The organism is Pyxidicoccus xibeiensis, from assembly GCF_024198175.1.
In the GTDB taxonomy this organism is placed as follows: Bacteria; Myxococcota; Myxococcia; order Myxococcales; family Myxococcaceae; genus Myxococcus; species Myxococcus xibeiensis.
This window is the reverse complement of sequence record NZ_JAJVKV010000016.1, coordinates 1-25,226: the sequence shown is the minus strand read 5'-3', so window position 1 is coordinate 25,226 and position 25,226 is coordinate 1. Positions and strand designations below refer to the sequence as shown.

The 25,226-nt window shown below is 69.8% G+C and carries 16 protein-coding genes; 12 read left to right on the top strand and 4 right to left on the bottom strand.

What is annotated here, in order from left to right:
- Positions 1–26 precede the first annotated feature (26 nt).
- Positions 27–2,249, bottom strand: a complete 2,223-nt coding sequence (locus LXT23_RS41470) for a S41 family peptidase (RefSeq protein WP_253986008.1) — start codon at positions 2,247–2,249, stop codon at positions 27–29.
- A 232-nt stretch (positions 2,250–2,481) separates the two neighbouring features.
- Here LXT23_RS41470 and LXT23_RS41465 point away from each other — a divergent pair, with 232 nt between their 5' ends.
- From LXT23_RS41465 to LXT23_RS41405, 12 genes are all read left to right on the top strand, one after another.
- Positions 2,482–3,345: a hypothetical protein gene (locus LXT23_RS41465; protein WP_253986007.1), complete on the top strand. Its 864-nt coding sequence runs from the start codon at positions 2,482–2,484 to the stop codon at positions 3,343–3,345.
- A gap of 148 nt (positions 3,346–3,493) precedes the next feature.
- Positions 3,494–5,917, top strand: a complete 2,424-nt coding sequence (locus tag LXT23_RS41460; protein WP_253986006.1) for an Ig-like domain-containing protein — start codon at positions 3,494–3,496, stop codon at positions 5,915–5,917.
- A gap of 245 nt (positions 5,918–6,162) precedes the next feature.
- Positions 6,163–8,559 (top strand): Ig-like domain-containing protein, encoded by a 2,397-nt coding sequence (locus LXT23_RS41455; protein ID WP_253986005.1) that lies wholly within the window; start codon positions 6,163–6,165, stop codon positions 8,557–8,559.
- A 584-nt stretch (positions 8,560–9,143) separates the two neighbouring features.
- Entirely contained in the window at positions 9,144–10,655 is a 1,512-nt protein-coding gene (locus LXT23_RS41450) for an ABC transporter substrate-binding protein (RefSeq protein WP_253986004.1), read from the top strand.
- Between the two features lie 337 nt (positions 10,656–10,992).
- Positions 10,993–11,916 (top strand): ATP-binding response regulator, encoded by a 924-nt coding sequence (locus tag LXT23_RS50830; protein WP_407692949.1) that lies wholly within the window; start codon positions 10,993–10,995, stop codon positions 11,914–11,916.
- A gap of 99 nt (positions 11,917–12,015) precedes the next feature.
- Positions 12,016–13,455, top strand: a complete 1,440-nt coding sequence (locus LXT23_RS41435) for a serine/threonine-protein kinase (RefSeq protein WP_253986003.1) — start codon at positions 12,016–12,018, stop codon at positions 13,453–13,455.
- A gap of 173 nt (positions 13,456–13,628) precedes the next feature.
- Positions 13,629–14,147 carry an RNA polymerase sigma factor gene (locus tag LXT23_RS41430; RefSeq protein WP_253986002.1) on the top strand — a complete coding sequence of 173 codons (519 nt, stop codon included), beginning with the start codon at positions 13,629–13,631 and terminating at the stop codon, positions 14,145–14,147.
- A gap of 94 nt (positions 14,148–14,241) precedes the next feature.
- Positions 14,242–14,748 carry a hypothetical protein gene (locus tag LXT23_RS41425; RefSeq protein ID WP_253986001.1) on the top strand — a complete coding sequence of 169 codons (507 nt, stop codon included), beginning with the start codon at positions 14,242–14,244 and terminating at the stop codon, positions 14,746–14,748.
- A 128-nt stretch (positions 14,749–14,876) separates the two neighbouring features.
- Entirely contained in the window at positions 14,877–15,623 is a 747-nt protein-coding gene (locus LXT23_RS41420; protein WP_253986000.1) for a CHRD domain-containing protein, read from the top strand.
- A 56-nt stretch (positions 15,624–15,679) separates the two neighbouring features.
- Complete coding sequence (locus LXT23_RS41415) at positions 15,680–17,152, top strand: TIGR02996 domain-containing protein (RefSeq protein WP_253985999.1); 1,473 nt, start codon at positions 15,680–15,682, stop codon at positions 17,150–17,152.
- A gap of 384 nt (positions 17,153–17,536) precedes the next feature.
- Positions 17,537–17,770, top strand: coding sequence for a hypothetical protein (locus LXT23_RS41410; RefSeq protein ID WP_253985998.1), 234 nt, complete (start codon positions 17,537–17,539; stop codon positions 17,768–17,770).
- Between the two features lie 229 nt (positions 17,771–17,999).
- Positions 18,000–18,920: a hypothetical protein gene (locus LXT23_RS41405; protein ID WP_253985997.1), complete on the top strand. Its 921-nt coding sequence runs from the start codon at positions 18,000–18,002 to the stop codon at positions 18,918–18,920.
- Positions 18,921–19,017: 97 nt separating this feature from the next.
- Here LXT23_RS41405 and tnpB read toward each other — a convergent pair whose 3' ends face one another.
- The 3 genes from tnpB to LXT23_RS41395 form a co-directional block, all read right to left on the bottom strand.
- On the bottom strand, positions 19,018–19,206 hold the full coding sequence (gene tnpB, locus LXT23_RS50825; protein ID WP_407692948.1) for an IS66 family insertion sequence element accessory protein TnpB: 189 nt from the start codon (positions 19,204–19,206) through the stop codon (positions 19,018–19,020).
- The gene (locus tag LXT23_RS41400; protein ID WP_253985996.1) at positions 19,203–23,729 is read right to left on the bottom strand and encodes an Ig-like domain-containing protein; all 4,527 of its coding nucleotides are present in this window, start codon (positions 23,727–23,729) and stop codon (positions 19,203–19,205) included. The genes tnpB and LXT23_RS41400 overlap by 4 nt, the downstream gene beginning before the upstream one ends.
- 173 nt (positions 23,730–23,902) lie before the next feature.
- A partial coding sequence (locus tag LXT23_RS41395) for an RCC1 domain-containing protein (protein ID WP_456107031.1) occupies positions 23,903–25,226 on the bottom strand: 1,324 nt, incomplete at its 5' end.

Here is a 25,226-nt window from a genome sequence, read left to right as displayed (position 1 = left end):
CCTGGGCCACGGAAATCCCATCCTCTCTACCGCTGATAAGAGGCGGGCTTCACCGGCTCCGCGAGGAGCCGCAGCGCGCGCTCCAGCACCTCGTCCCTGCCCGCGCGCAGGCCCGCGAGCGTCGGCTGCACGGCCACATGGGGCGTGAGCCCCTTGCGCTGGAGCTGGCCCCCATCCGCGTGACGGATTTCCATCCCCGTGAAGGTCATCCAGATGCCGCCGGGCAGCGTGGTGTACGTCATGTTGCCATTCGCCCCGGCGGTGGGACTGCCAACGAAGGTCGTCCCGCAGGTGGCCTCCAGCATCAACCCCGTGTGCTCGGCATGGCTCATGGCACGCTCATCGATGAGCGTCACGGTGCGGCCGCGGTACACCGGCACCTCCGCGGTGGGCAGGTCCTGCTTCACCGTCATGCGGCCATTCACCAGCATCGAGCCCGCGACGATGGGGACCTCGGCGCGGGTCCAGGTCTTCGCGCCCTTCACGTTGAGGTACGGCGCCAGCACGTCTGCCGCTCCCCGCGGGTAGCCCCGCAGGTCGAACACGATGGCCCGGGTCCCCTGGGCCTTCTTCATGACCTCCGCCACCTCACCGGGCTCGAGCTGCGCGAGGTTCACGTAGCTGATGTTGTCCTCCAGCAGCTTGAAGGGCTCGCGAGGGCCTTCCTTCCGGGACGCCGCGGGGAACCGCGTCAGCTTCACGTCGCGCGCGCCCTTCTCGTTGCGCACCGTGAGGGTCGCCTCGGTGCCCGGGGGACCCACGAGCGCCAGGTAGATGTGGAAGAAGCGCGTCGACGCCGCGGTGGAGCCCTGGTGGATGGACTCGAGGCGCCGGAGCCGCTCCTCGATGGGCTGGCCGTCCACCTTCTCGATGACATCCCCCACGGAGAACCCCTGCGCGAGCTGCGCGTCGAAGAGCTCGGTGACGACCACCTTCCCCTCGATGTCTTGCGCCTCGAAGGGAACCCAGGCTCCAGTCCAGAACTCGTCGTACGTGGAGGGACCGCTGAGGCCGACATGACCGTCGCGCAGCTCCCTGGCGGCCTTCGCGACCTCGAGCGCATACTCCTTCTCGTCCCTGGCGGCTTCGAAGCGCTTCAGCAACAGGGGGAGCTGCTGGCTCCAGTTCACCTCCATCAGGTGGGTGAAGGGGAAGAAGCGCTCCACGACGTTCCACAGCCGCACGGCCGCCAGCAGGCGCAGCTCACGCGAGGGGTACGGGGACTCCTTGTATGCGTTGTCCGGACGCCACAGGATTTCGGGCGGGGCGGAGGCAGTGGAGCCCTTGGGCCTGGACTTCTGCCTGGCCAGCTCCAGCGCCCGGGCGAAGGCCGCGTCGGGGGCCTTCAGGTCGGCTCGCGCAGGGAGCTGCTCATCGAGGCCCACGGGCAGCACCGTCTCGCTCGTCCGGACGGTGGCGGTGAGCTTCTCGCCCAGCGGCACGTCCTGGGTGTCCACGGCGAGCGCGTCCGTCACGGGCCCCTCGCCCACGAACAGCGCGCGGCCGGCGGCGCGCAGCGCCAGCATCCTCGGAGAGACCAGGCTGTGCTCGTCCAGCAGGAAGACGACCCGCGAGGGCTTCTTCCCGGGAGAACCTCGCACGAGGGTGCTCGCCTCCTGCGTGAAGGCCGTGGTGTAGGGGGCATCCATGCCGGTCTGCGGCTTGTAGCCCCCATGAATCGTGGACCTCAGCCCCGGAACGGCCAGCTCTCCGTCGAAGAACAGGGGCAGGAGCCAATCCGCCGCGCTGGAGACGGTCCACACCTCCTGCGGGTTGAAGCCACGCAGCCGCACGTCCACGACCGCGGCTCGCGCCTTGGCGAAGGGCTCGCGGAGCTTGGGGCCCAGGCTATAGAACTCCCGGGAGCTCTCGGGGGACGTGAGGTTGCGCAGGTCCAGCACCACCACGTCCTTCTCCAGGCCCAGCACCGGCCGGAGCGTCGGCGGAGCCAGCGTGGCGGGCGGCCGCGCGCTCTTCACCTTCGTGGCGGGGTCCTCGAGCGCGTCGAGCATCGACTGCACGGCCGCCGCGTACTCGTCGGGGCTCCTGGCGGCCTCCACCTTCGGCACCGCGCTCAGGAACGCCGCGTCCCAGTCGATGCGCCGTGACAGCATCCACGGGTGGCGGTAGCGCACCTGCCCCCAGAGCTCCCCCAGCGCCGTCAGTCGCTGGAGCCGGGTGCGCTCCTGCTCCTCCGGCTTCGCCTGTTGTGCCGCTGCCCCGGAGACAGCGAGCAGGGCCAGACACACTCCCAGCCTCAAACCCATGCCATGGTGCCGCATCGTTCGTGCCCTCCCTGCGCCGCCCGGTGCCAGCGCACGCCGACTCTATTCGAGAAACCGCGCTGCGAAGGAGCCGGCGGAGAGAGTATCCGCTCCATCAGGCATTGGAGCTGTACGGCGAGACGCTCCGATGCCCTCGTTTGCCTGACCCCTCGGAATGCCGCCATAATGCCTCGCCCGCACGAAGGGGGAGTGTGCGATGGATTCCGTCAAGAAGCTCCAGACAGCGCTCGCACGGTTGAAGTCATTGATCGACCCGGAGGAGTACGGCGGCTCCGTGGGCCCGCAGTGGAGTGCTCGAGACATCAACCAGCTCTCCCAGGAGCTCGGATGTCCCATTCCCGCCAACCTGCGTGCGTTCCTATCGTGGGGAACCCTTATCGGGCGGATATCTCCGAAGCGAGACCATGAGGTCTTGAAGAAAGACACACTCTGTCACTTCGTGAGGGGCGGGGAGTGGAGCCAACAAGGCTACATGCCGCTCATCGAAATCGAGCCGGGTGCAGAAGGGATGCCTCAGTACCTCGCCATCTCACTCACGGAGCCTGATGGCCCATTGCTCCAGGGTTGCTCCATCCTCGAATTCAGCCAGCACTCATCACTGACGTTGAACGGCTGGGTCGAGCTCATGTGCGAGGACCTGGAGACTCACGAGTACCGGCCGTGTTCACTCAAACCCTCGGTTGGATGGGAGCCGTCGAGTCGCCTGCCCACGACGCAGGAACTGATTGCGCTCCCCGAGGGCACTGCCTTCCTCGTCAAAGAAAAGCTCCTGCGTTCAAAGCGAAGCTGGGCACTCCACGTCAAGATGGCTCACGAAGTCTGGGCCACGTGCAGGGTCCATCCGGCCATCGTGAACATGCTTGCCGCCCCAGGCAACCCAGACGCCCCGGAGACATTCCGCCATATGTTTGCAGCCATCGTCGTCGCGGCCGACAGGCTCAAGATCTCGACTCGCCGTGCGCCAGAGCTCTGGGGCAAGGACGCAGAATCCATCGCAGACTCGCTCTCGAGTCGTTGCGACTTCATGTGGCAAGGGTCGCTGAAAACCGGGCCCTCCTAGCAAGAAGGCTTCCGTGCCCACCACGGGGGGACGACCCCACACCCTGTGGCCCACGTGCCCCACAGGCACTGCTCATCCACCGCGACGGCACGGCCCGCTTCAGACGGACCCCGCCCGCAATGTGACGTGGGATTCAGTAGTACGTAACTTGCACACGGCTCCGGTGGTCAGCCCGCGGCAGCAGGCCGCGCGCTTCACTCACTTGGAGGGTGGTTCTCTGGATACGCTCTACATCTCGTCCCGGCGTGGGCTCGCTTCCAGCGGACCCTGGCTGGCGCTGCTCCTCTGCCTGGCGCTTCCTGCCTTTGGACAGACTCCGAGTGCGCGCGACACGGCCATCGAGCTCTCCGCGGTGGCGGTGGACTCACCGGCCAGCCTGACCCTGAGCTGGACCGCCTCGGCCACCGGGGTCACCTCGCAGACGCTCTCTCGCAGGCGGCTGGGAAGCGCGACGTGGGAGCCCGCCGTGACGCTGGCCCCCAACGCGACGTCGTACTCCGACACCTCCGTCGTGACCGGTGTCGTCTACGAGTACCAGGTGCGGCGGGTGCGGAGCGACTACGTGGTGTTCGCCGGGTTCGTGGCCGCGGGCATCAGCGTTCCCGCCGTCCATTCCCGTGGCTCGGTCATCGTGCTGGTGGATTCGACGCTCCTCCCGCTGGCCTCGGCCGACATCGACCAGTTCCTCTGGGACCTCCGGGGCGATGGCTGGAAGGTCCTCCGGCACAACGTGCCCCGGACCGAGCTTCCCCCCGCCGTCCGCGCGCGCATCCAGGCGGCCCGCGCCGCGGACCCGGCGGTCCAGGCCGTCGTCATCCTGGGCAGCGTGGCCCAGCCCTACTCCGGCCAGACGGCCCCTGACGGACACGGGGACCACAGTGGCGCGTGGCCCTCGGATGCGTACTACGCCGACGTCGACGGAACCTGGACGGACACCACCGTCAACATGACGAGCGCCACGGACCCCCGCAACCGGAACACGCCCGGGGACGGGAAGTTCGACCAGTTCATGCCTCCGTCCCCGCTCGAACTCCAGGTGGGCCGGGTGGACTTCCAGAACATGCCCGTGTTCGGCGCGGGCGGCGAGAGCGCGACCGATATCGAAGCGAGGCTCTTGCGGCGGTACCTGGCCAAGGACCACGCCTGGCGTCACGGGCAGTGGAGTGTCCCGGCCCGCGGGCTCGTGGATGACCACTTCGGCTACTACGGCGGCGAGGCCTTCGCGGCGAGCGGCTGGCGCAACTTCTCCGCGCTGGTGGGCCGGCCCGCGGTGGCCAGTGCGGACTGGATGAGCACGCTCCGGACGAACGCCTACCTGCTGGCCTACGGGTGTGGCGCAGGCAGCTCGCAGAGCGCGGCCGGCATCGGGACGACGACCGACTTCCGGAACGGCGAGTCGCGCGCGGTGTTCACGTTCCTGTTCGGCAGCTACTTCGGAGACTGGGGCTATGCGAACAGCTTCCTGCGTGCGCCGCTGGCGGCCACGGGCTACGGGCTCACCTCGGGCTGGTCCGGCCGGCCCCACTGGTTCGTACACACGATGGGCATGGGGGAGACCATCGGGCATGGCGCGCGGCTGACGGCCAACAACCGGAGCGACTATTCCATCTGGAGGAACAGCTCCACCAACCTGGTCCACATCGGGCTGATGGGAGACCCCACGCTCCGCCTCCATGTCGTGGCCCCACCCCCGAAGCTGTCCGTGTCCGGCTCGACGAGCGCGAACCTGAGCTGGGCGGCCTCGGCGGATGCCACCGCGGCGGGCTTCCTCGGCTACCACGTGTACCGGGCGACGAACCCGGATGGACCCTGGACCCGGCTCACCGGCGCGCCGCTGACGGCCACCTCGTACAGCGATGGCTTCGCCCCGGCTTCGGCGCACTACGCCGTCCGCGCCCTCCGGAAGGTCACCTCGAACAGCGGGACCTACGAGAACCTCAGCCAGGCCGCGTTCGTGGCGTGGCCGAGTCCCTCCTTCACGAAAGCGCCCATCCTCAGCATCCTCCCGGACCAGGTCACCAACGAGGATGTGGCCACCGGGCTGGTGAGCTTCACCGTCCAGGATGAGGACACCCCCGTCGACGTGCTCCGGGTGACGGCGACGTCCGCCAACACCGCGCTCATTCCTCCTGGAAACATCACGCTCCTCGGCAACGGCACGAGCCGCACCCTGCGGGTCGTGCCCGGTGCGAACCTGTCTGGCACGGCGACCGTCAGGGTGGCGGTCTCGGATGGAGCGGGGGCCGTGAAGGGCTCGTTCCTCTTCACCGTCAACCCCGTGAATGACGCGCCCGTGGCCATTCCACAAAGCGTGACCCTTCCCGCGAACACGCCGGCCACGCTCACCCTCACGGGCAGCGACGTGGAAGGCGCGAGCCTCCGCTACACCGTGGTGACTCCGCCCACCCAGGGCACGCTCAGCGGCACCCCGCCGGCCCTCACGTACGTGCCCGACCCGCAGGCCGCTGGCGTGGACAGCTTCACCTTCAAGGTGAACGACGGCGCGCTGGACTCCAGCCCGGCGACGGTGCGCATCACCCTCACGTCGGGCGTGTCCACCCTGGCCCACTGACGAACGGGGAGCACCGGAGGCCCGCCGCTCTGGCATTGCCCGGAGCGGCGGGCTGGCTCCACGGCTCACCCTCCAGCCTCACATCCCCCCCTCTGGCGTCGGGTCGATTCCCCCCTCCCGCACAACAGGATTGCACGTACATGACTCTTCACTCGCTCGTACGGACCCTCGTCGTCTGTGTATGGATTCTGGGCTCAGCCGGCTGCAGTGGCACGGCCTCCGGGACGGAGGACGCCGGAGTCCCGGTGGGAGCCGACGCAGGGCCTGACGCGGGCGTTGACGCAGGCCCGGATGTGGGCTTCGACGCGGGTGTCTCATGCGGACCGGGGCCCGCGCGCCCTGCCTCGCCGACGAAGCTCGCGGCGGCAGGCGTCTCCTCCTTCGAGGTGTCGCTGACGTGGGAGCCGTCGACGGAGGTCTCGGTCAAGCGCTACCGCGTGCTGCTGGGCGCGGCGCAGGTCGGGCTGGTGAATGGGCCGTCCTTCACCCACCGCCCGGTCGTCCCGGGCGAGACGTACACGTACACCGTCACCGCGCTGACCGACGCAGGGGGAGAGAGCCCTGCAACGAATCCGGTGACGGTGACGATTCCGAATCCCCAGCCGGATGCGCTGTCCGGGCTGGCGGCCGGGCACTGGTATGAGTTCCCGAGCTCGAAGCTCCAGGCCGCGGCCCTGAGCCCCGACCAGTATCCCTGGCTCCGCTGGGGTGAAGGCATCGGCGGAATCATGAACGACTGGTCGAGCGGTGCCCTCGACACCCAGCGCGACCGGCTCTACATCTCCGGCGGCGGGCACAACGGCTACTTCGGCAACGAAATCTACAGCTTCGATCTGCGCACGGGCGCCTGGCGGAACCTGACCGAGCCGGACCGGGTCCTCCGCCCCGAAGACGAGTGTCCCCCTGCGGAGCTGGGGGTCAACTGCGCCATCCACACCTACGATGGGCTCGAATACGTGCCTCCGCCGTTCGACCGGTTCGTCGCCATCGGCTGGGATGGCCGGCCCACGACCGCGCTCAACCTCGACACGAACCGCTGGCAGAGCTACCCGGACATGCCACAGCTCGCGACGCGCACCGGCTCCAACAGCGCCTATGACCCTCACACCCGCGTCCTCTGGTACCACTCCGGCGCGGAGGCGCTGTCGGTCTGGGACCCCGTCACTGGCAAGTGGACCGTCCGCGGCGTGGCGGACCAGCTCGGCTACTACAAGAACGCGGTCGTTGACCCCCGGCGCAAGCTGTACGTCGAGGTCGGGCAGGGCGTCACCGATACCTGGAGCATCGACGCGCTGGGGAAGTTCGTTCCGACGCGCGTGCGGCTCGAGACCACGGGCGACACGGAGATTGAAGACGGGGGGAATCCCGGCGTCGACTACGACCCGGTGACCGACAGAATCGTGGCGTGGAAGGGGGGCGGGGACATCTACACGCTGGACCTGGACACCCGCGTCTGGACGAAGCATGCCGCGCGGAGCACGGTGGTGCCCGGACCGGCGAACCTGAACGGGACCTACGGGCGGTTCCGCTACGTGCCGGGCCTGAATGTCTTCGTCGTGGTCAACACCGTCGACACGAATGTCTTCGTCTACCGCCTCGACTCGAGGCCCGCTCGCCTGTTGCGGCGCATCGACGTGAAGACGGCGAAGACCCCGGTCGAGACGAGCTCGACCGGCAAGCTGCAGGTGACGGCGGTGTTCCAGGACGGAAGCTCGGCCGCCGCCACATCGGAGGTCACGCTCAGCTCGCTGGACCCGGACGTCGCGACCGTGGATGCGGCCGGCACCTTCCGGGCCCTCAGTCCAGGCCGGGCCCGGCTGCAGGCGAGCTACACCGACCCGCTCACCCGGCGCGGTCTGGTGGGCGCCCTCGAGCTCGAAGTGGTGCCGATGGCGGGCGACGTCGTACTCGACGCGTTGAAGCTCGAGCCGTCATCGGCGCTCAAGGTGGTCCGCGGAAGGCCGGCGGGCTTCACGGCCGTCGGGTCCTTCCACCGTGGCACCGAGGTCTTCACGCGCGATGTCACCTGCGAGGCCACCTGGAGCTCCGACAGCCCGGCGATTGCCACGGTGACCCACGGCACTGTCCAGGGCGTCTCGGAGGGAGCAACGACGCTTCGCGCGAAGGTCGGGGCCGTCGAGGCCCAGGCGGCCCTCGAGGTCATTCCGAGCGCGACGCGGGAGCTCATCACCCTGAACTTCCAGCCTCCGGGACCGCCGATGGTGACGGGCTGGGCGGTGGCGGATGACTCCGCCTTCGATGCGGCCCGAGGTTGGGGCTGGCAGGACGCGGCCGGCCTCTATACCCGAGGCGACCGCCTCGCCACCCGCGACCCGCGCCTCGCCAGCTTCGTGGCGACGACCGGAGGAAGGTTCCGGCTCCAGGTTCCGGATGGCCGGTACCACGTGGCGGCGTCCGTGGGAGACAACACCTTCGGCTCGGGCCTCGCGAGCGTGGAATTCGCGGGTGCAGGCGTCGTCTACGGCGTCGGCGGGGGCAACACGGCGGGCGCCAGCATCGTCGAAGCCACCTCGGGCAAGGGGCTCGTCTTCGACGTCGTGGGCCCCATCAACTGGCTCGCGGTGATGCGGGTGAACGGCCTGGAGTTCGATGCGGCGCTCGCCGCGGCGAAGACCTGGTAGGGAGCCACTTCGAGTCGCGCCCGGTCACCGCGCAGACTGAAAAACAGAATCGCCGATGGGCAGCGTGAGCGCCCACCGGCGATTCGATTCCACCGCGCGGGCTCCCGCGCGAATGGGATTACAGGGTCGTCAGCACAGGCGAGGTGGGGCCCAGCACGATGACGCCGCCACAGCCGCGAGGACCGCCACGAACCTTGGACTTGATCTGCATGGTCTTCTCCTGGTGGGTGATACATGGCTCCAGCACCCAGGATGTACCCTTGCGGATGCGGAGTGTGGCAATCAAAGACTGATACATCCGCCACGTCAAGCTCAATCACATTATTCAGCGTCACTGGACATCGAGTTTCATGAGTAGCCTTTCCCGTCACAGCAGTAGCACTTCATGTCACATCAGCTCTCAGTAACATCTCACGTCACATCAGTAGCGTTTCGCGTCACACCTCCCGCTGCTGTCTGAGAAACGACCTGCTGGCAAGCGAGGGAAGTTGGAAGCGAAGCGCTCCCGGAAATGTCAGACCGACCCGGTATGAATCTCCCTGCGCGGCGCCACTCAGAGCGTCGCCGAAAAGGTTACCTTCACAATGAAGATGTCATTGATTTCCCTCGGGTTTTTGGTCGGCATGACGGGGGTCGGCTGCGCGGGTCTCGACGAGGCCGAGGCGGTGGACTCCTCCGGGGCGACGGACGCGACCTCCCAGGTCACCCAAGGGCTGGTCACCCAGGTCACCGGTACCAGCCCGGTCACCTTCGTCGCCACGTCGGGCAACGAGACGAAGCCATACGACCAGTCCGCCACGTCGGTGGTGGCATACATGCGGGATTCAACGACCGGGACGTTCACGGCCTATCCGGGCACGGGCTCCGCGGCCGGCACCATCTCCGTGCCGAACGTCCCTTCCGGCCGCATCTACCTGAAGCTGGGCTCGCGCTACCTGGTGAGCACCGGCCGCGCGTTCGACCTGGGCTCCACGGAGTGGGGCCGCGATGGCACCTTCGCCTCGCTGCCCACTCCCGTGACGGTGTCCGCCACCGGCCTGTCTCCCTGGCAGCCGGGTGACCTCCTGGACATGTATTCGCTGAACCCGGGCGCGTTCGGCTACATCTACGGCAGCGCCACGGGGTTCCCCCTGGCGGGCGCCACGTCGCTCTCCGGGTTGAGCTTCGATTACGCAAACATGCTCAACCCGGTGCTGCTCGACAGCGGTCGCGGGGATGTGTTCTCGCTGGCGCAGCTGCGGTTGCAGACGAGCGCGAATGGAGTGCCCTACCGCGCCATGCACAAGGTGCTCGACACGAGCATGACGCAGGTGGAGGGCCAGCCCGTCACCGTCAGCGGCACCTTCACCCAGCCCGTCGCGACAGGCACCTTCGCGGTGGACTGGAGACGCTCGGCCTTCGAGGCCATGCGCACCCAGGTGAACCCGGGCGCGGTCAGCACGTACAACGAGATCTGGATGTCCGCCCGGCCGGCCGCGCTGAGCTCGGCGCTCGCGTCCATCAGCGGGCCGCCACTGCTCGTGAAGCTCAATCCTGACACGCAGCGGACCGACATCGTCACGGGGAGCATGACCTACAACAACCCGCTCCCGGCGACGTGGCAGAAGGTGGCGCTCGCCGCCGCGGGCTTCACGAAGAGCTACGCGCTGGGAACCGCGACGCCCTACACCATGAGCGTGGACATCCGCGTGGATCAGGAGGCGAGCGCGTTCACCGCCGCGCCCGTGCAGCCCCTCGTCGGGCCGGTGCAGGCGCCCCTGGTGAACACGCGCGGCGCGTTCCAGAACCTCACGGGCGTGGGGACCGACGCCTCGCTGCGCTGGTCGAAGCCGCTGGTCGGCACGGCCACGAACTACGTGGTGAACATCTACCGGCTGGGCACGAGCAACGGTTCGACCACCGCGACGCGCGTGGCGGTGCTGCACACGGATCTCCAGAGCGTGTACCTGCCTCCGGACGTGCTGCAGGCGGGCCAGACGTACTTCGCGGAGATCCAGAGCTGGTACCAGCCCGGCTCGGACCTCGCGACGAGCCCGTTCAAGCGCTCGCTGCCTCGAGGCCGCGCCAGCGTGCTCACCGGCATGTTCAGCCCGTAGACGCTGAAGTCCTGGGAAGGGAGGAAGCCCGCTCCCTCCCTTCCTCACGAGCCGCATCGCTTCAGTGAGGCTCTGACTCGACGTTCGCCCCGTGGGCCAGCCGCTGCGCCGAGGACCGCCGCGACCCTGGCTCGCGAACCCTGAGCGCGCGGCCGGCGGCCCTGTGACGTGAAGCGCTCTCACCACAACGCCTTCAGCCGGCCACACCGCTCTTCCGTGAGCTACTGGGACACACTGAACCCTCTGGAGTCGCCGCACCGTCAGGCGGTCGCCCCCCTGGCTGCCCGGCAGACGTGGGGGCCGGCCCTGTGATGTACCGGTGCCTACCCTTCAGGGCATGAGAAGCTCAGAGGCGGAGACGGCCAGCATCCTGCTGGTGGATGACATCCCGGCCAACCTGGTGGCGCTGGAGGCCGTCCTGGCGCCGCTGGGCCAGCGCCTGGTGCTGGCGCGCTCGGGTCGGGAAGCACTGGCGGCGCTGCTGCAGCAGGACTTCGCCTGCATCCTGCTCGACGTGCAGATGCCGGGGATGGACGGCTTCGAGACGGCCCGGCTCATCAAGGGGCGGGAGCGCACTCGCTACGTGCCCATCCTCTTCATCACCGCCTTCTGCAACGAGGAGTCGCTGGTGCAGCGAGGCTATGCGCAAGGGGCGGTCGACTACATCGTGAAGCCCTTCAACCCGGACATGCTGCGCACCAAGGTGGCGGTGTTCGTGGACCTCTACCTCCAGTCGCAGCACCTGCGCCGGCACGCGGGGCTGTTGCGGGACCGGGAGCGCGAGGTCATGGAGCGCGAGGCCGAGGAGCGGCTCAGGGCCGCGGCGCTGGACGAGCTGCAGCTGGCCCCCGAGCCGCTGGTGCTCACCGATGCGCTCCTGGCCGCCGCCCCGGTGCCGATGGCCATCCTCTCCCCGGAGCTGCGCGTGCTGCGCGTCAATGACGCCTGGGCCCACCTGTGGGAGACGAGCGCCACCATCCTCGTTGGCCGCCGGGTGAGCGAGATGACGCCCGCCCTGGCCCAGGACCTCGAGGTCCCCGTCGCCCAGGTCCTCACCTCGGGGCGGCCCCTGACCGACCTCCCCCTGGTGCCCGAGCAGCGCGACGGCGCCCGCCGCAACGCCCGCCTGCTGGCCAGCTACTTCCCGCTCTCGGCGCGCGAGGGCGCCCCGTCCGCGGTCGGCGTGCTCCTGCGCTCGGAGTCCGGCGAGCTCGCGCAGCCCTCCCACCCCGAGGCCCACCGCTCACGCAGCGTGCACTGAGGCTCCCGGGATGCCGCGGCGCTCGAGGACGGTGTCTGCGCCCGTGTCATGGCGAGTAGTCTCCTCGTGCGCGGTACGGACCGCCTCACGAGGGACCTCATGGAGTCTGACGACCTCAATCCGGCGCGCCTGCCCCCGGGGACGCGAATCGGCCCGTGGTGTCTGCTGGAGCAGCGCGGCCGGGGTGCCTCCGGTGTCGTCTACCGCGCCGTGCCCGCCGGGCAGCAGGGTGCGGAGGCCGTGGCCCTCAAGCTGGCCCTGCACCCGGGGGATGCGCGCTTCGTCCGTGAGGCTGAGCTGCTCTCCCGCCTGCGCCACCCCGCCGTCCCCCGCCTGCTGGACCATGGCGACTGGCAGCCCCGCGAGGGCGTCTCCTACGCCTGGCTCGTCATGGAGTGGGTGGAAGGCCCGTCGCTCTATGCGTGGGCCCAGGTTCAGCGCCCGTCTTCACGGCAGGTGCTTCAGCTTCTGGCTCAGCTGGCCCGAGCGCTGGAAGCCACCCACGCGGCCAGAGGCCTCCACCGCGATGTGAAGGGTGAGAACATCCGCGTCCGGAGCGCGGACGCTCAGCCCTTCCTCCTGGACTTCGGCTCCGGCCACCACCTGGGGGCCGCCACGCTCACCTCGCAGCCCTTTCCTCCCGGCACTCCGGCCTATCGCTCGCCCGAGGCGTGGCGCTACGTCCTCCGCTCCAGCAAGCCTCCGGCGGTCGCGTATGCCCCGGGCCCCGCGGATGACCTCTTCGCCCTGGGTGTCACGGCCTATCGCCTGGTCACCGGGAAGTACCCACCGTCGGCGCACCCGGAGGAGGAGGATGCCTGGCTCTGGCGCCCCAAGGCGCTGGAGCACTGGACGGCGCGAGTCTGCAACCCACGGTGCAGTGTGGAGCTGAGCGCGCTGGTGTCCCGGATGCTCTCGCCCCGCCCCGAGGACCGAGGGAGCGCACGGGAGCTGGCGGAAGCGCTGGAGCAGGCGGCGCGCAACGCCGGACGCGAGGCGGAGGTGCCGCTCTTCACAGGAGAAGAGCCACAGCCAGCGGGCCTCTTTCCCCTCCCCCAGCGCGTCACGGTACGGCGTCCGCCTCGCATGCGGAGGTGGCCCGGGCTTGCGGCCGCGGGTCTCGGAGGCGCACTGGCGCTGAGCGCCGGGGGGCTGCTGAGCCTGAGCCGCTCCGAGGAGCCCGCGACATCCCGCCTCGCGGAGGGGGAAGAGTCAGAGGATGGCGGCACCGTGGCCGTCGGGGACTCCGCGCTGACAGCGCTGGAGGCGCCCGAGCGCACCCCCTCGGTGTGGACCGCCATCGCGGTAGACCTGCCTTCCAAACCCTTACCAGGGCAGCGGCGCCCGGACGCCAAGGGCCGCTGTCCCGGCAAGGTGCAGGTCGCCATCAACGGCGGTTGCTGGACGAAGCTCCCCGTAGACGTGAAGGTCTGTGATGATTGGGGCGGCGTTGAATACAGAGGCGCGTGCTACCAACCCGCCATGACTTGGGAACGTCCTGCCACCTCGGGCCCCGCGGCTCGCGACGACAGTCCATAGCCAGCGGCTTGGGCGCGGGACCTGGAATTTCAGGGACTTGCAGCCCCGGGCCCCTGCGTGCCCCTGGGCGCCGGGAAAAAAATCACCCGCCGCGAATCCATTTGCCCCCTCCCTGCCTCTTTAGGGGCGTGAGGGGATTTTCCCCGGCACGGCACGCGAGGTCCCGGGGCTTCATGACTTCACCCACCCACAGGGAGACGTGGCTCCTCTCGGCCCATGCCGGAGATGCCGACTCGCTGGCCCGCCTCCTGGAGGTGTACCGGCCCGACATCCGGCGCTACGCCCAGCAGCGCTGCCTCATCAGCGATGTCGACGATGCGGTGCAGGAGGCCCTGCTCGTGCTCGCGCGGCACCTGAGCTCGGTCCGCAACCTGGCGTCCTTCTCGAGCTGGCTGTTCAAGGTCGTCCAGCGCGAGTGCCGGCGCCTGGGCCGCACCGTCCTCCGCCAGGACCCCTACGAGGAAGCGGCCGTCGACGCGTGGATGGCCACCCATACGCCCGAGTCCCTGAAGCTCGACATGGCGTCCGCCCTGGAGTCGCTGCCGCCTCACTACCTCCAGGTGCTGCTGCTGCGTGACTTCGAAGAGCTGTCCATCCGCGAGATTGGCGAGCAGCTCGGGCTGGACTCGCCCGCCGTGAAGAGCCGCCTGCACCGCGCCCGCGTGATGGTTCGCGAATACCTGCTGGCCTGACTCCACTCCTTCAGCCACGCCGGACTCCACCGCTCCTGTCACGGGAGACGGCCGTGGCCTGCCTCATCCCTACCCGCTCCACCGGAGAACTCCCATGTCGACCCTCGGCATCATCCACACGGCGCTCAGCGTGCTCCCCATTCTCTTCGGACTCTGGGCCTTCCTGCGCGACGGCAGAATCGACCCGGGCACCCGTGTCGGCGGGCTGTACCTGCTCACCATGGTGGCGTCGATTGTCACGTCCTTCGGGCTGTCCCGCGCCGGGGGCTTCAACCCGGGCCATGCGCTCGGCATCCTCGCCCTGGTGCTCATGGGACTGGCCGTCCTGGCGCCGCGCCTGGGCTGGCTCGGCAACGGCGCGCCGTACGTGCAGACCCTCGCCATGTCCGCCAGCTTCCTGGTGCTGCTGATTCCCGGCATCGTCGAGACGCTGACGCGGCTCCCCGTGGGCCAGCCGCTCGCCACCGGTCCCGAGTCGCCCGCCATCCAGGGCACGCTGGGCGTCCTGCTGGTCCTCTTCCTCGTCGGCACGGCCTTCCAGGTGGTGAGGCTGCGCACCGGTGCGCCGAGGACCACTGCGGTCCTGGCTCGCGAGCCCTGAGCGCACGGCCGGCGGCCCCGTGACGTGAAGCGCCACTCACGGGGCTCGCCGAGGACGTCACCCTGCTGATGGCGGTGTCTCCGCATGATAGGGTTGGAGATACACAACGCAGCTGGCAGGGGGGCCTCATGCGTATCAAGCGAGATGCATTCTTGTGTGCGGTGCTGATTGGAGGCGGCGGCGTGGCCTGGGCGCAGACGCCGCCGGAGTCAGCCGCGACGGCCAAGCCAGCTGCCACGCCGGCGCTCGACCCGTCCAAGGGGAGGGAGGTGGGGATGGTGTTCGAGTCGTGGCTGTCGCCGCATCAGGAAGGCGACGAGGAGGAGAACACGCCGTCGTCGGTGCCGAAGCAGTTCCGCTCGAAGACGCCGTCGCTGAGCCGGGCGGCGCGCGAGGCGGCGGGCCATCGCGGCCACGGGCAGCTCCGCTTCAGCAAGGACCTGAGCCGCGCCTGGGTCGACGTGAAGATCGAAGGCGTCAACACGGCCGAGATCAACATGTTCCACATCCACTGCGGCAAGCCGGGCATCCTCGGGCCCATCCTCGTCGACTTCTCCGTCGCCACCGACCTCAAGAGCAACATCGCCGACGGCATGTTCTCGGTCGAGATTCGCAACGAGCACATCGTCAAGACGACGGAGCACGGCCACGGCAGCGTGATTGGCGCCTTCACCATGGGCTGCATCATCCCGAGCCCATCGCTGTCCGGCGTGAAGCCGACCAAGGTGCTGACGGTGGCGGGGATGGCCCAGATGGCCCAGTCGGGTGAGCTGTACTTCAACCTCCATACGACAGGTCAGACCTACTACGGCGACATCCGCGGCCAGCTCCTCCCGGCCGACAGGACTCCCGCCAGCGTTTCCGCGACGAGGTGAGCGTGCAGACGGCGCTGGCGGCCCCTGGGCCTGGCCCGGTGAGGTAGGCTCCTCCCGTGAGCGACATCCTGGCCGAGCGCCTCGGGCGCGCGCTGGCGTCCTTCGAGCGCTACGAGGAGGAGGACGCCCTCCAGAGCCTGCTGGAGGGCTGGAGCGAGTCGCGTGACGAGCGCATCGCCCGGCTCATCGAGCGACTGTCGGTGTCGCTCCCCGCCGGGCTGGCTCCGTTCACGGGGCCCATCGAGCTGTCACAGCTGGTCGAGGACTTCCAGACCGTCGCGGCGCACCGGTACCCACGCGGGTCGAGCATCCAGCTCATCGACATCCAGAAGTGGCACCCCGACCCCCGCCTGACGCCGGGGGCGCTCGCGCTCGCGGACATGCCCGTGGCCCACAAGCCGACCCCCGGGTTCTGGCTCTGCGAGCTGCTCAGCCACGTGAAGGACCCGCGCGCCCTCGAGCCGCTGCGAGCCATTCACGCCACGCTGGCGCCCGGGACCCCATTCGCGTTCAGGCTCGAAGGCGTCATCGAGGGCATTGCCAGGCAGCGTGTCTCCAGACCCGGTGCGGAGGCCTCCGCCCTTTGCGACGCCCTGGAGGAGGCCCTGACCCGGCGCGAGGAAGCCACGGCCCGGAGCGCGCCCCTGCGCGAGGTGCTCTTCACCAGCGCCGTTGCCAGCCCGGACGACGATGGACCGCGGCTGGTGCTGGCCGACCTCCTGCTGGAGCACGGAGACCCACTCGGTGAGTTCATCGCGCTCCAGTGCGGCTCCCAGCCCGACGAGGCCCGCATCGCCCGGCTGCTCGAGCTGCACCGCACGAAGTGGGAGCTCATGCTCGGCATCTACGCCGACGGGCCGGTCCGCTTCGAGCGAGGCTTCCCGGTGGCCGTCAAGCTGTCGATACCTGAGCGGAGGGAGAGGCGTCACTGGGATGAGATGCGCCTACCACCTCCCAGGCTGGAATGGGGCACCGTCCGGGTGGTCGACTGGAACTGGACGGGCGACGAAGAACAGGCGGACTGGCTCGCGCACCCGCACCTGCGCGGCGTGACGGTGCTGCGGAAGGTGAATGCAGCAATGGCCCAGCGGCTGGGGCGCCACCCGCTCCCGGTGCGGAGGCTCGAGCTGAGGGGACCGCTCACCCGTGACGCGCCGGGCGTCTTCACCTCGCTGGCCGCGTTGCCGCACCTGGTGCATGTGGAGGTCCAGGAGGCAGGACCCCAGGACGTGCACCTGTGCGCCAGCTCTCCGCTGGCCCAGCGACTGGCGTGCTTCGAGGCAGCGGGCAGCGAAGCGTGGTTGCTCTCGGCAACCCCCGCGGCGGAGGTGCCCATCGAGGCCACCCTGTGCGACGAGTCCGGCTGCGCGGCCCTGGCAGAGGTCCTCCGCGCGGCGGAGGGCTTCAGCACCCGCGCGCTCCGCCTCCACTCCCGGCCCCGTCTCAACGCGACGCAGCGAGGGCTGCTGGAGCAAGCCGCCACCGCCTATTCGCGCGTCGAGTGGAGTGTCCGGAGCGCCTTCTGGTGACGCATTGCCGACGGGCGTGAGGCTCGCCGCGACCGAGCCTCCTCATGGAGGGCAGCCAGGTCGGGCGAGCTGACACGCGCCTCGTGATGCCACCCGCAGGGGGCTGGAAATCCCAAGGCACTCCTTCCCGAACGGACCAGCCAGGCGCTGGCACATCGGTTGCCATGCGCGGCACCTGTTCACCCGTGTCGCCTTCACGCACCCCATCATCGGGAGGGTCGTATGCGCTCTTGGAAACCTCGCGTTCGCGCGGGCTACGCAATGCTTCTCGCAGGCCTGCTCCTGGTCCTGCTTCCCTCACTGGCCGCCGCGCAGCAGACCACCGTGCCGCAGCTCGGCAACCCGGGCCTGTCCGCGCAGTCCGGGTAGGCCGTCACGCTGGCGATGCGGTTCAACGCCGTGCCCATGGCGCAGGACTACTATGTCTTCGTGCACTTCGTGGACGCCAACGGTGTGCAGCACTCCTCGCTCAACGGGGACCACCTGCCACCGGTGGGCACGTCCCGGTGGAGCGGCTCGGTGGCCTACAACGTCCCCCGGACGCCGCCCTTGGACCTCGCGGCGGGGACGTACACCCTCCGCCTGTGGGACCCAGCAGTGCGTCGACTTGTGCGATGATCGCTACGGCATCTGCTCCGCCTCCTGCCTCCCGAGATGCCGAGACCACAAGGACGAGGTCGGCTGCACCGAGACCACGCCGCTGCGCTCCGACCCGGACGCCGAGACCCGCAGCGCCGGCAGCGTGCCGCGGGCCAGCGCGCCGAGCTGCGCAACCTGGTCAACAACCTGCGCGGCGTGGGCAACAACGCCGGCATCTGACGACTCGACGACGAAAGGGACACGACGAATGGCCGCCTCCGACGCCACCCCCTACAGCTTCATGCACGGCTCGATCCAGGACGCGCAGGTCCTGCGGGTCGCCGCGCAGATCGATGAGATCACCGACACCGGCGCGGACGAGACCGAGGTCATGATGTACAACCTCTCGACGCGCAAATGGCTGTCGCGCAACATCGAGTTCCGCGTCATCGCGCTCACCACCCTGCCGGGCAAGCCGCCCACCCTGATCGCCATGGGCCTGGGCGGCGACGTGATGGCCGGCAATGCGCAGGGCGCCTGGGAAGAGCATGTCGAGGACACCGAGGACGGCCCGAAGCGCCGGGGCGACATCCGCACCGTGACGACCGTCGGCCAGGAGGTGTACGCCGCCGGCATGGGCCGTCAGCTCTACCGCCGCAAAGGCAAGGGCCGCTGGGTGCGCGCCGATGACGGCCTGGTGCAGCCGCGCGGCACGCTGCAGGCCAGCGGCCTCAACGCGATCGACGGCACCGGCAATGGCGACCTGGTGGGTGTCGGCTTCCTAGGCGAAATCTGGGAGCGCCGGCAGAACGTCTGGCGCCCGATGGACAGCCCTACCAGCCTGACCCTGCAGGACGTGAAGATTCTCGGGCCCACGCTCACCGTCGCCTGCGGCCAGGAGGGCACGCTGCTGGCCTACCAGGGCACGGCGTGGGAGCCGCTGGAGCACCAGGCCACCGAGGCCGACATCTGGTCGCTCGACCGCTTCGAGGACCAGGTCTTCTTCGGGGCCGAGGACGGTCTCTACGTCACCCGGGGTGGCGGTCCGCTCGAGAAGGTCGATGTCGGCGAGCACAGCGACGGTCCGTTCCGCCGCGTCCATTGCCACGCCGGGCTCATCCTGGCCGTCGGGACCAAGGCCGTGCTCATCAGCAAGGACGGCAAGAAGTGGCAGGACATCACGCCGTGACGCCGCCTGATGACTTTCTCGTCCACCGCCGGAGGTGACAGCTTCCACCGCCCCGCCAGCTCGCAGCCCTCCAGGAAGAGAGAAAGCTCGCTCACCGTCAGCTCCACGGCCTGCGCGCCCTCCTCGCACCAGGGCCTTGCGAAGCGGCCCGGAAGAGTCTCTTGGTGAGGAGCACCAGGCCCGTGCCGTCGAAGTGCAGCACCTTGGCCCGGCGCCGACACCGGCCGCCAAAGAGGAAGACGTCGCCCCTGAGCAGCTGCCGTCCCAATATGGACGAGCCCCTCACGGCAGCAGGGTCTGCACCGGCGTCAGCTTCCAGCCGTGGTCGTCCCCGAAGGCACCCTCCTGGCTCCGGCCCCAGCACCAGAGCGGACGGGTGCCGCCGGCGCCCTCGCGCACCGCACAGGTGAGGTCATCCCCTGTCGACACGTCGACCCAGCCCACCGAGCCCGAGTCCAGCTCCACCGGTGACAGGCGGTTGTCGCGCGTCCCGTCCCCCACCTGGCCCGACTCGTTCAGCCCCCAGCACAGGAGCTGGCCCACGCTCTTGCGGCCACAGGCGTGGGCCTTGCCTGCCCACACGTCGGCGAAGCCGGTGCCCACCGCCAGCGGCTCCGGGCTGCACCCCAGCGGCGGGGCCCCTCCACACAGCTGGGGACCGGTGACGCCGCCGCCAAGCTGGCCCACGTCATTCCGGCCCCAGCAGGAGAGGCTGCCCGTGGAGCGCAGCGCGCACGTGAAGTCATCGCCCACCGCCACCTTCGCCCAGTCGTTCGCCGTGCCGATGCGCAGCGGGCTCGTGGCACAGGCGACGCCGCTCCCGCAGCTCAGCGGCACGTTGGCCGAGCCCGGGTGCACACCGAGCTGTCCGTGCACGTTCGAGCCCCAGCACCACAGGCTCCCGTCGGTCTGGATGCCGCAGGCATGCTCGACCCCTGCCGAGACGGAGCGCCACGTGGAGCCCACCGACACCCGGGTGGGCACGAGCCGGTTCACCCGGTCCCCCACGCCCAGCTGTCCGGACGCATTGTTTCCCCAGCAGTGGAGCGAGCCGTCCGTCTTGCGCGCGCAGGTAAACTTCGTCCCCGCGCCGAGGTCCGTCTTCCCCTGCGCCCAGTCGAGCGCGGTGCCAACCTGGGCCACCCGGGGATTGCCGCTCGTCCCACCGCTGCCCAGCTCGCCGCTGCCTCCATTCCCCCAGCACCACAGCGAGCCATCCGTCCGCGTCGCGCAGGTGTGGAGCATGCCGGCGCCGGGGCTCGCCCAGGGGCTCACCCCCGAGCTGGCCTCGGTGAAGACCTTGGGGGACTCGGTGCTCCCATTCCCCACGTCCCCGCGCCCCGTGCACCACAGTGTCCCGTCCGTCCGGGTGGCGCAGGCGCCCGCCCCCAGGGAGCCGACCTGGCTGCCCCAGAGGCGCACGAAGACCTCCCGCCAGTTCGTGGCGGTGCCCACGGGTGTCGGCACCAGGTGGCTCTGGTCCGTCCCCGTCGCCGTCTGCCCCAGCATGTTGTCACCCCAGCACCAGGTCGTCCCATCGCTCCTGCGCCCGCAGCTTCCGTGCAGGGCCGAGGAGACCTCGACCCAGTCCGTCGCCGTGCCCACGGGGCCCGCACCGGACTCGACGGTGCGCAGCCCGAGGCCCAGCGCGCCGTACCCGTTCGCGCCCCAGCAATGGAGCCGGCCCGTCGTCTTCACGCCGCAGAAGTGGTCGTAGCCCGGGCTGACCTCGCGCCAGCCCGTGTCGATGAGCCTGGGACTCGTGTCATAGGGAGCGCCCCGCACCCCGCTGGTGGCGCCCCAGCCCCAGAGCGCCCCGTCCTCGCGGACCGCGTAGGTGCGCTGCACGTGCCCGCCGACCTGTACCCAGGCCGCGCCGGGAACGGACACGGCGGTGGGCGTCGCCCTGTTGAGCGTGGAGCCATTGCCGAGCGCATGGGCGCTCCCCTGCCCCCAGCAGGCAAGCCCTCCCTCGAAGGAGATGGCGCAGCTGTGCTGGTCCCCCGCCGCGAGCGTGGCCCAGCCGTTCGCTCCGCCGACGCGCACCGGGGAGGCGTAGGTGCCGCCGGTGACGCCCTGGCCAATCTCGCCGTTGGCGTTGCGGCCCCAGCACCAGAGCGTGCCGCCCTGCTTGACGCCGCAGGTAAAAGAGCCCCCCGCCGCCACCTCCAGCCACGGGCCCGGGTCCACCCGCGTCGGGCGCGTCACGTCACCCCCGGTGCTCCCCACGCCGAGCTGGCCGTGGTCGTTGCGCCCCCAGCAGTACAGCGAGCCGTCCAGCCGGATGGCGCAGACATGGCCGGTGGCGGAGTTGAAGAAGCCCGCGCCTCCCACGGCGACCGAGGCCCAGTCGGACAGGCCAAGCGCCTCCTGCACGGGCGCGGCGGAGTCCTGCTTCGTCCCGTTGCCGAGCTGGCCCGAGGCATTGCCTCCCCAGCAGCGCAGCGTCCGGTCGGACGCAATCGCACAGCCGAACGTCTCGCCCCGGGCCAGCCGCCTGCCCGCGTGCACGCGCACCTTCACGACACCGGGAACCGAGGTGTCGAAGCCATCCGTCGCGGTGAAGGTGAACGTCGTGTTGCCACGGGCCGTGGCGTTCGCGGTGAATGTGAACCGGCCCGCCACGGCGTCGTCGAGCACCACCGTCCCCTGGGAGCTGCCCGAGGCGAGCGCATGGCCCACCACCGGGTCGCCGTCCGGGTCGTACGCGGACACCGCGCCGCTCGCCGCCTTGCCCGCGAACACGCCCACGCCATCCTGGTACGACGTCACCGGCGCGCTGTTCTGGATGGTGACGGTGTTCGAGGTGACGACGGCCGTGCTGACCGTCCCGTCGCTCACGCTGAGCCGGCAGGAGAGGCTGTCGCCCTTGCGGAACTTCCTGCTGTCGAGGAACGGCCGCGTCCACCCGGCCACCACGGCGCCATTGACGTACCAGGCATACGTGGACGTCAGCGCGTCTCCATCGGCGTCGCCCTGGCCTTGGGCCGCGCAGTCGAGGGTGCTGGTGACGTAGTACGGGCCCGAGCCCAGGGAGGCTCCCGTCAGGGTGGGCGTGCTGTTCTGGATGGTGACCGTGTTGGACTGGAGCGTGGTGCCCGTCTGCGTGCCGTCGTACTCGGTCATCGCGCAGGAGATGACCGCGCCCTTGGAGAAGTGGACCGTCCCGTCCAGCGTGCGCGACGTGGCGCCTTGAATGGCCAGCCCGTCGCGGTACCACTGGTACCGGAAGCCGGTCGGGTCGTACTGGGCACCACCGGGGCCCGTGGCCACCGCGGTGAGCACGTCATGGGTGAAGAAGGGCCCGGTGCCGATGGACACGCCGGTGAAGCGCCCGGGCGGGCTCTCGATGTGTGTCGAGCTCGAGTCCACCGGGGCGCCGCTCTGGGTGCCGTCCGAGGGCGTCACCCGGCAGCGAACCTCATCGCCCGCGTCGAACTGGCTCGCCCCATCGAGGGTGGAGGCCGTCTGTCCGGCAATCACCGCGCCGTTCTTGAGCCAGGTGTAGAGGTAGACGGGCGCATCGCCATCCGGGTCCGCGAAGCCTGAAGGCGTGCAGGCAATCACCGAGTCGGTGCCGAAAGGCCCCGAGCCCATCGACACGCTCGCCAGGGTCGGCGCCGAGTTCACGATGGTCACCGGGCTGGACGTGACCTCGGCTCCCACCGCCGAGCCGTCATCCGGGGCGGCGACACACCGCACCGAGTCACCGCGTTTGAAGGCCGTGCCCGGGAGCACCGCCGAGAGCTGGCCGGCGACGGGGGCGTCGTTGACGAGCCACCGGTAGCGGTAGTCCGGCGCGTCGAAGTCCACGTCCTGGAAGCCCGAGGCCACGCAGGTGACGGTGTCGTCCGTCCGGTACGAGCCCGCCGGAATCCGAGCGGTGGTCATCGTCGGAGGCGTGTTCTCGACGGTGATTGTGCCCGAGGCCACGGCGGCGCCGGAGTCAGTGCCGTCGGACGGCGTCACCACGCAGGAGAGCGTGTCACCCTTGGAGAACTCACTGGCACCATTGAGCGTGGCGGTGGTCACGCCGCCGACGGGGAACGCGTTCCTGAGCCACTTGTAGGTCAGGCTCACGGAGTCGCCATCCCGGTCGGAGACGCCGGAGACGGCACAGGTCAGGATGTCACTGGTCCGGAAGGGCCCGGCCCCGAGCGAAGCGCTCCCGACCGAGGGAGGCGTGTTCAGGACGGTCACCGTCGCCGTCGTGACGGCCGGCCCCGGGGTGCGCCCATCGAATGGCACCACCGAGCAGCGGACCGAGTCCCCTCGCTTGAAGTGCGGCGCCAAGAGCGATGCCGTGCTGGCGCCGGAGACCGCGACGCCGTTGACGAACCACTCGAAGCGGTAGCCCTCGGCATCTCCGTCCACGTCGGCCCAGCCCGAGGGCACCACCGTGAGCGTGTCGCCCGAGCGGAACGGGCCCTGCCCCAGGCTCGCGGAGGCGACGCTGGGAGGGTCGTTCACGGGCCGCACGGTGAGGGAGACCACCGCGGGCTGGGAGTTGTTCGTTCCGTCATGGGCCCGGAAGCTGAACGAGTCCCCGCCATGGAAGTGGGCGGCCGGCGTGTAGACGAAGGCGCCTCCCGGACTCAGCGTCACCGAGCCATGACCCGGCTGTGCCACCATCGCGTACGTGAGCGCGCCACCTTCCGGATCCGTGCCGGTGACAGCGCCGGAGAGCCCCACGTCCTCATCCGTCGACAGGGACTGCGCAGTCGCCGTCGGGGGCAGGTTGCCCGGGTCCGTGGGACAGGCGGCCATGGCCGCGGTGGACAGGGCACACAGGACACTGAAGCGCAGCACGGAACCCCCTCTGAGTACGGGCATGTGGGGGCCAATACGGTTCGGCTCCCAACAGATATTTGCAGCCCGCAGTCGGAGTGGATCTCCGCCCTACCAGGTATCGATGAACCTCCTCCGGCCCTCGCGCGCCGGCCTGAGATGCACCGGCTCTGCCAATGGCAACCGTTGCTGCCTCACCAGAGCTGGACCGGAGACAGCCGGCGCTCCGAGCCACCGTTTCCGAGTTGACCCCAGGAATTGCTTCCCCAGACCCGGGCGGTGCCGTCCGCCTTCAGCGCCAGGGAGTGGGAGCCGCCCGCCACCAGGACCTCCACACCGCTGAGGCCGGACACCTGCGTGGGCGTCAGTCGCCGGGTGGTCGTCCCATCACCGAGTTGCCCCGAGATGTTGGAGCCCCAGGCCCAGACGCTGCCGTCCACCTTCAGCGCCAGCGAGTGGGTGCTTCCGGCCGTCAGGGCCGCCACGTCGGTGAGGCCGAGCACCTGCGCGGGCCACCACCGCGCGTAGGTCGCCCCATTGCCCAGCTGGCCGTCGGCGTTGCTGCCCCAGGCCCAGACGGTGCCATCCGCCTTCAGCGCCAGGGAATGGGCGCCGCCCGCCGCCAGGGCCACCACGCCCGTGACGCCTGTCACCTGCGTGGGCGTCAGTCGTTGGGTGGTCGTCCCGTCGCCGAGCTGGCCATTGTAGTTGAAACCCCAGGCCCAGACGGTGCCGTCCGCCTTCACCGCCAGCGAGTAGTGGTTGCCCGCCGCCAGGGCCACCACGCCCGTGAGGCCGGACACCTGTGTGGGCGTCCGCCGGGTGGTGGTCGTCCCGTCGCCGAGCTGGCCGCTGCCGTTGGCGCCCCAGGCCCAGACGGTGCCGTCCGCCTTCACTGCCAGGGCATGGTGATAGCCCGCCGCCAGGGCCACCACGCCGGAGAGGCCGGGCACCTGCGTGGGCGTCAGTCGTTGGGTGGTCGTCCCATCGCCGAGCTGGCCGTCGGCGTTGCGGCCCCAGGCCCAGACGGTGCCATCCGCCTTCAACGCCAGCGAGTGGAAGTTGCCCGTCGCCAGGGCCGCCACGTCGGTGAGGCCGGGCACCTGCGTGGGCGTCAGCCTTGCGGTGGTCGTTCCATCACCGAGTTGCCCGAAGGAGTTGATGCCCGAGGTCCAGACGGTGCCGTCTGTCTTCAGCGCCAGGGAGTGGTCGCTGCCCGCGGCCAATCCATGGCCACCGGTGAACAGGGAGGAAGTCGGAGCGGAGTACCTACCCAACGTGCCATCCCCGACCTGGCCCGCGAAGTTATTGCCCCAGGCCCAGAAGGTGCCATCCGCCTTCAGCGCCAGCGAGTGGGACTGGCCCGCCCGCAGCGCCGCCACGCCGGAGAGGCCGGGCACCTGCGTGGGCGTCAGTCGTTGGGTGGTCGTCCCATCGCCGAACTGGCCGCTGGCGTTGCTGCCCCAGGCCCAGACGGTGCCATCCGCCTTCAGCGCCAGCGCGTGGGACTGGCCCGCC

Bases quoted from the DNA above. Each gene is read 5' to 3' on its own strand.
- LXT23_RS41450 (WP_253986004.1), top strand. From the start codon at position 9,144: ATGAAGATGTCATTGATTTCCCTCGGGTTTTTGGTCGGCATGACGGGG.
- LXT23_RS50830 (WP_407692949.1), top strand. From the start codon at position 10,993: ATGAGAAGCTCAGAGGCGGAGACGGCCAGCATCCTGCTGGTGGATGAC.
- LXT23_RS41430 (WP_253986002.1), top strand. From the start codon at position 13,629: ATGACTTCACCCACCCACAGGGAGACGTGGCTCCTCTCGGCCCATGCC.
- LXT23_RS41405 (WP_253985997.1), top strand. From the start codon at position 18,000: ATGGCCGCCTCCGACGCCACCCCCTACAGCTTCATGCACGGCTCGATC.
- LXT23_RS41465 (WP_253986007.1), top strand. From the start codon at position 2,482: ATGGATTCCGTCAAGAAGCTCCAGACAGCGCTCGCACGGTTGAAGTCA.
- LXT23_RS41410 (WP_253985998.1), top strand. From the start codon at position 17,537: ATGCGGTTCAACGCCGTGCCCATGGCGCAGGACTACTATGTCTTCGTG.
- LXT23_RS41435 (WP_253986003.1), top strand. From the start codon at position 12,016: ATGGAGTCTGACGACCTCAATCCGGCGCGCCTGCCCCCGGGGACGCGA.
- LXT23_RS41420 (WP_253986000.1), top strand. From the start codon at position 14,877: ATGCGTATCAAGCGAGATGCATTCTTGTGTGCGGTGCTGATTGGAGGC.
- LXT23_RS41425 (WP_253986001.1), top strand. From the start codon at position 14,242: ATGTCGACCCTCGGCATCATCCACACGGCGCTCAGCGTGCTCCCCATT.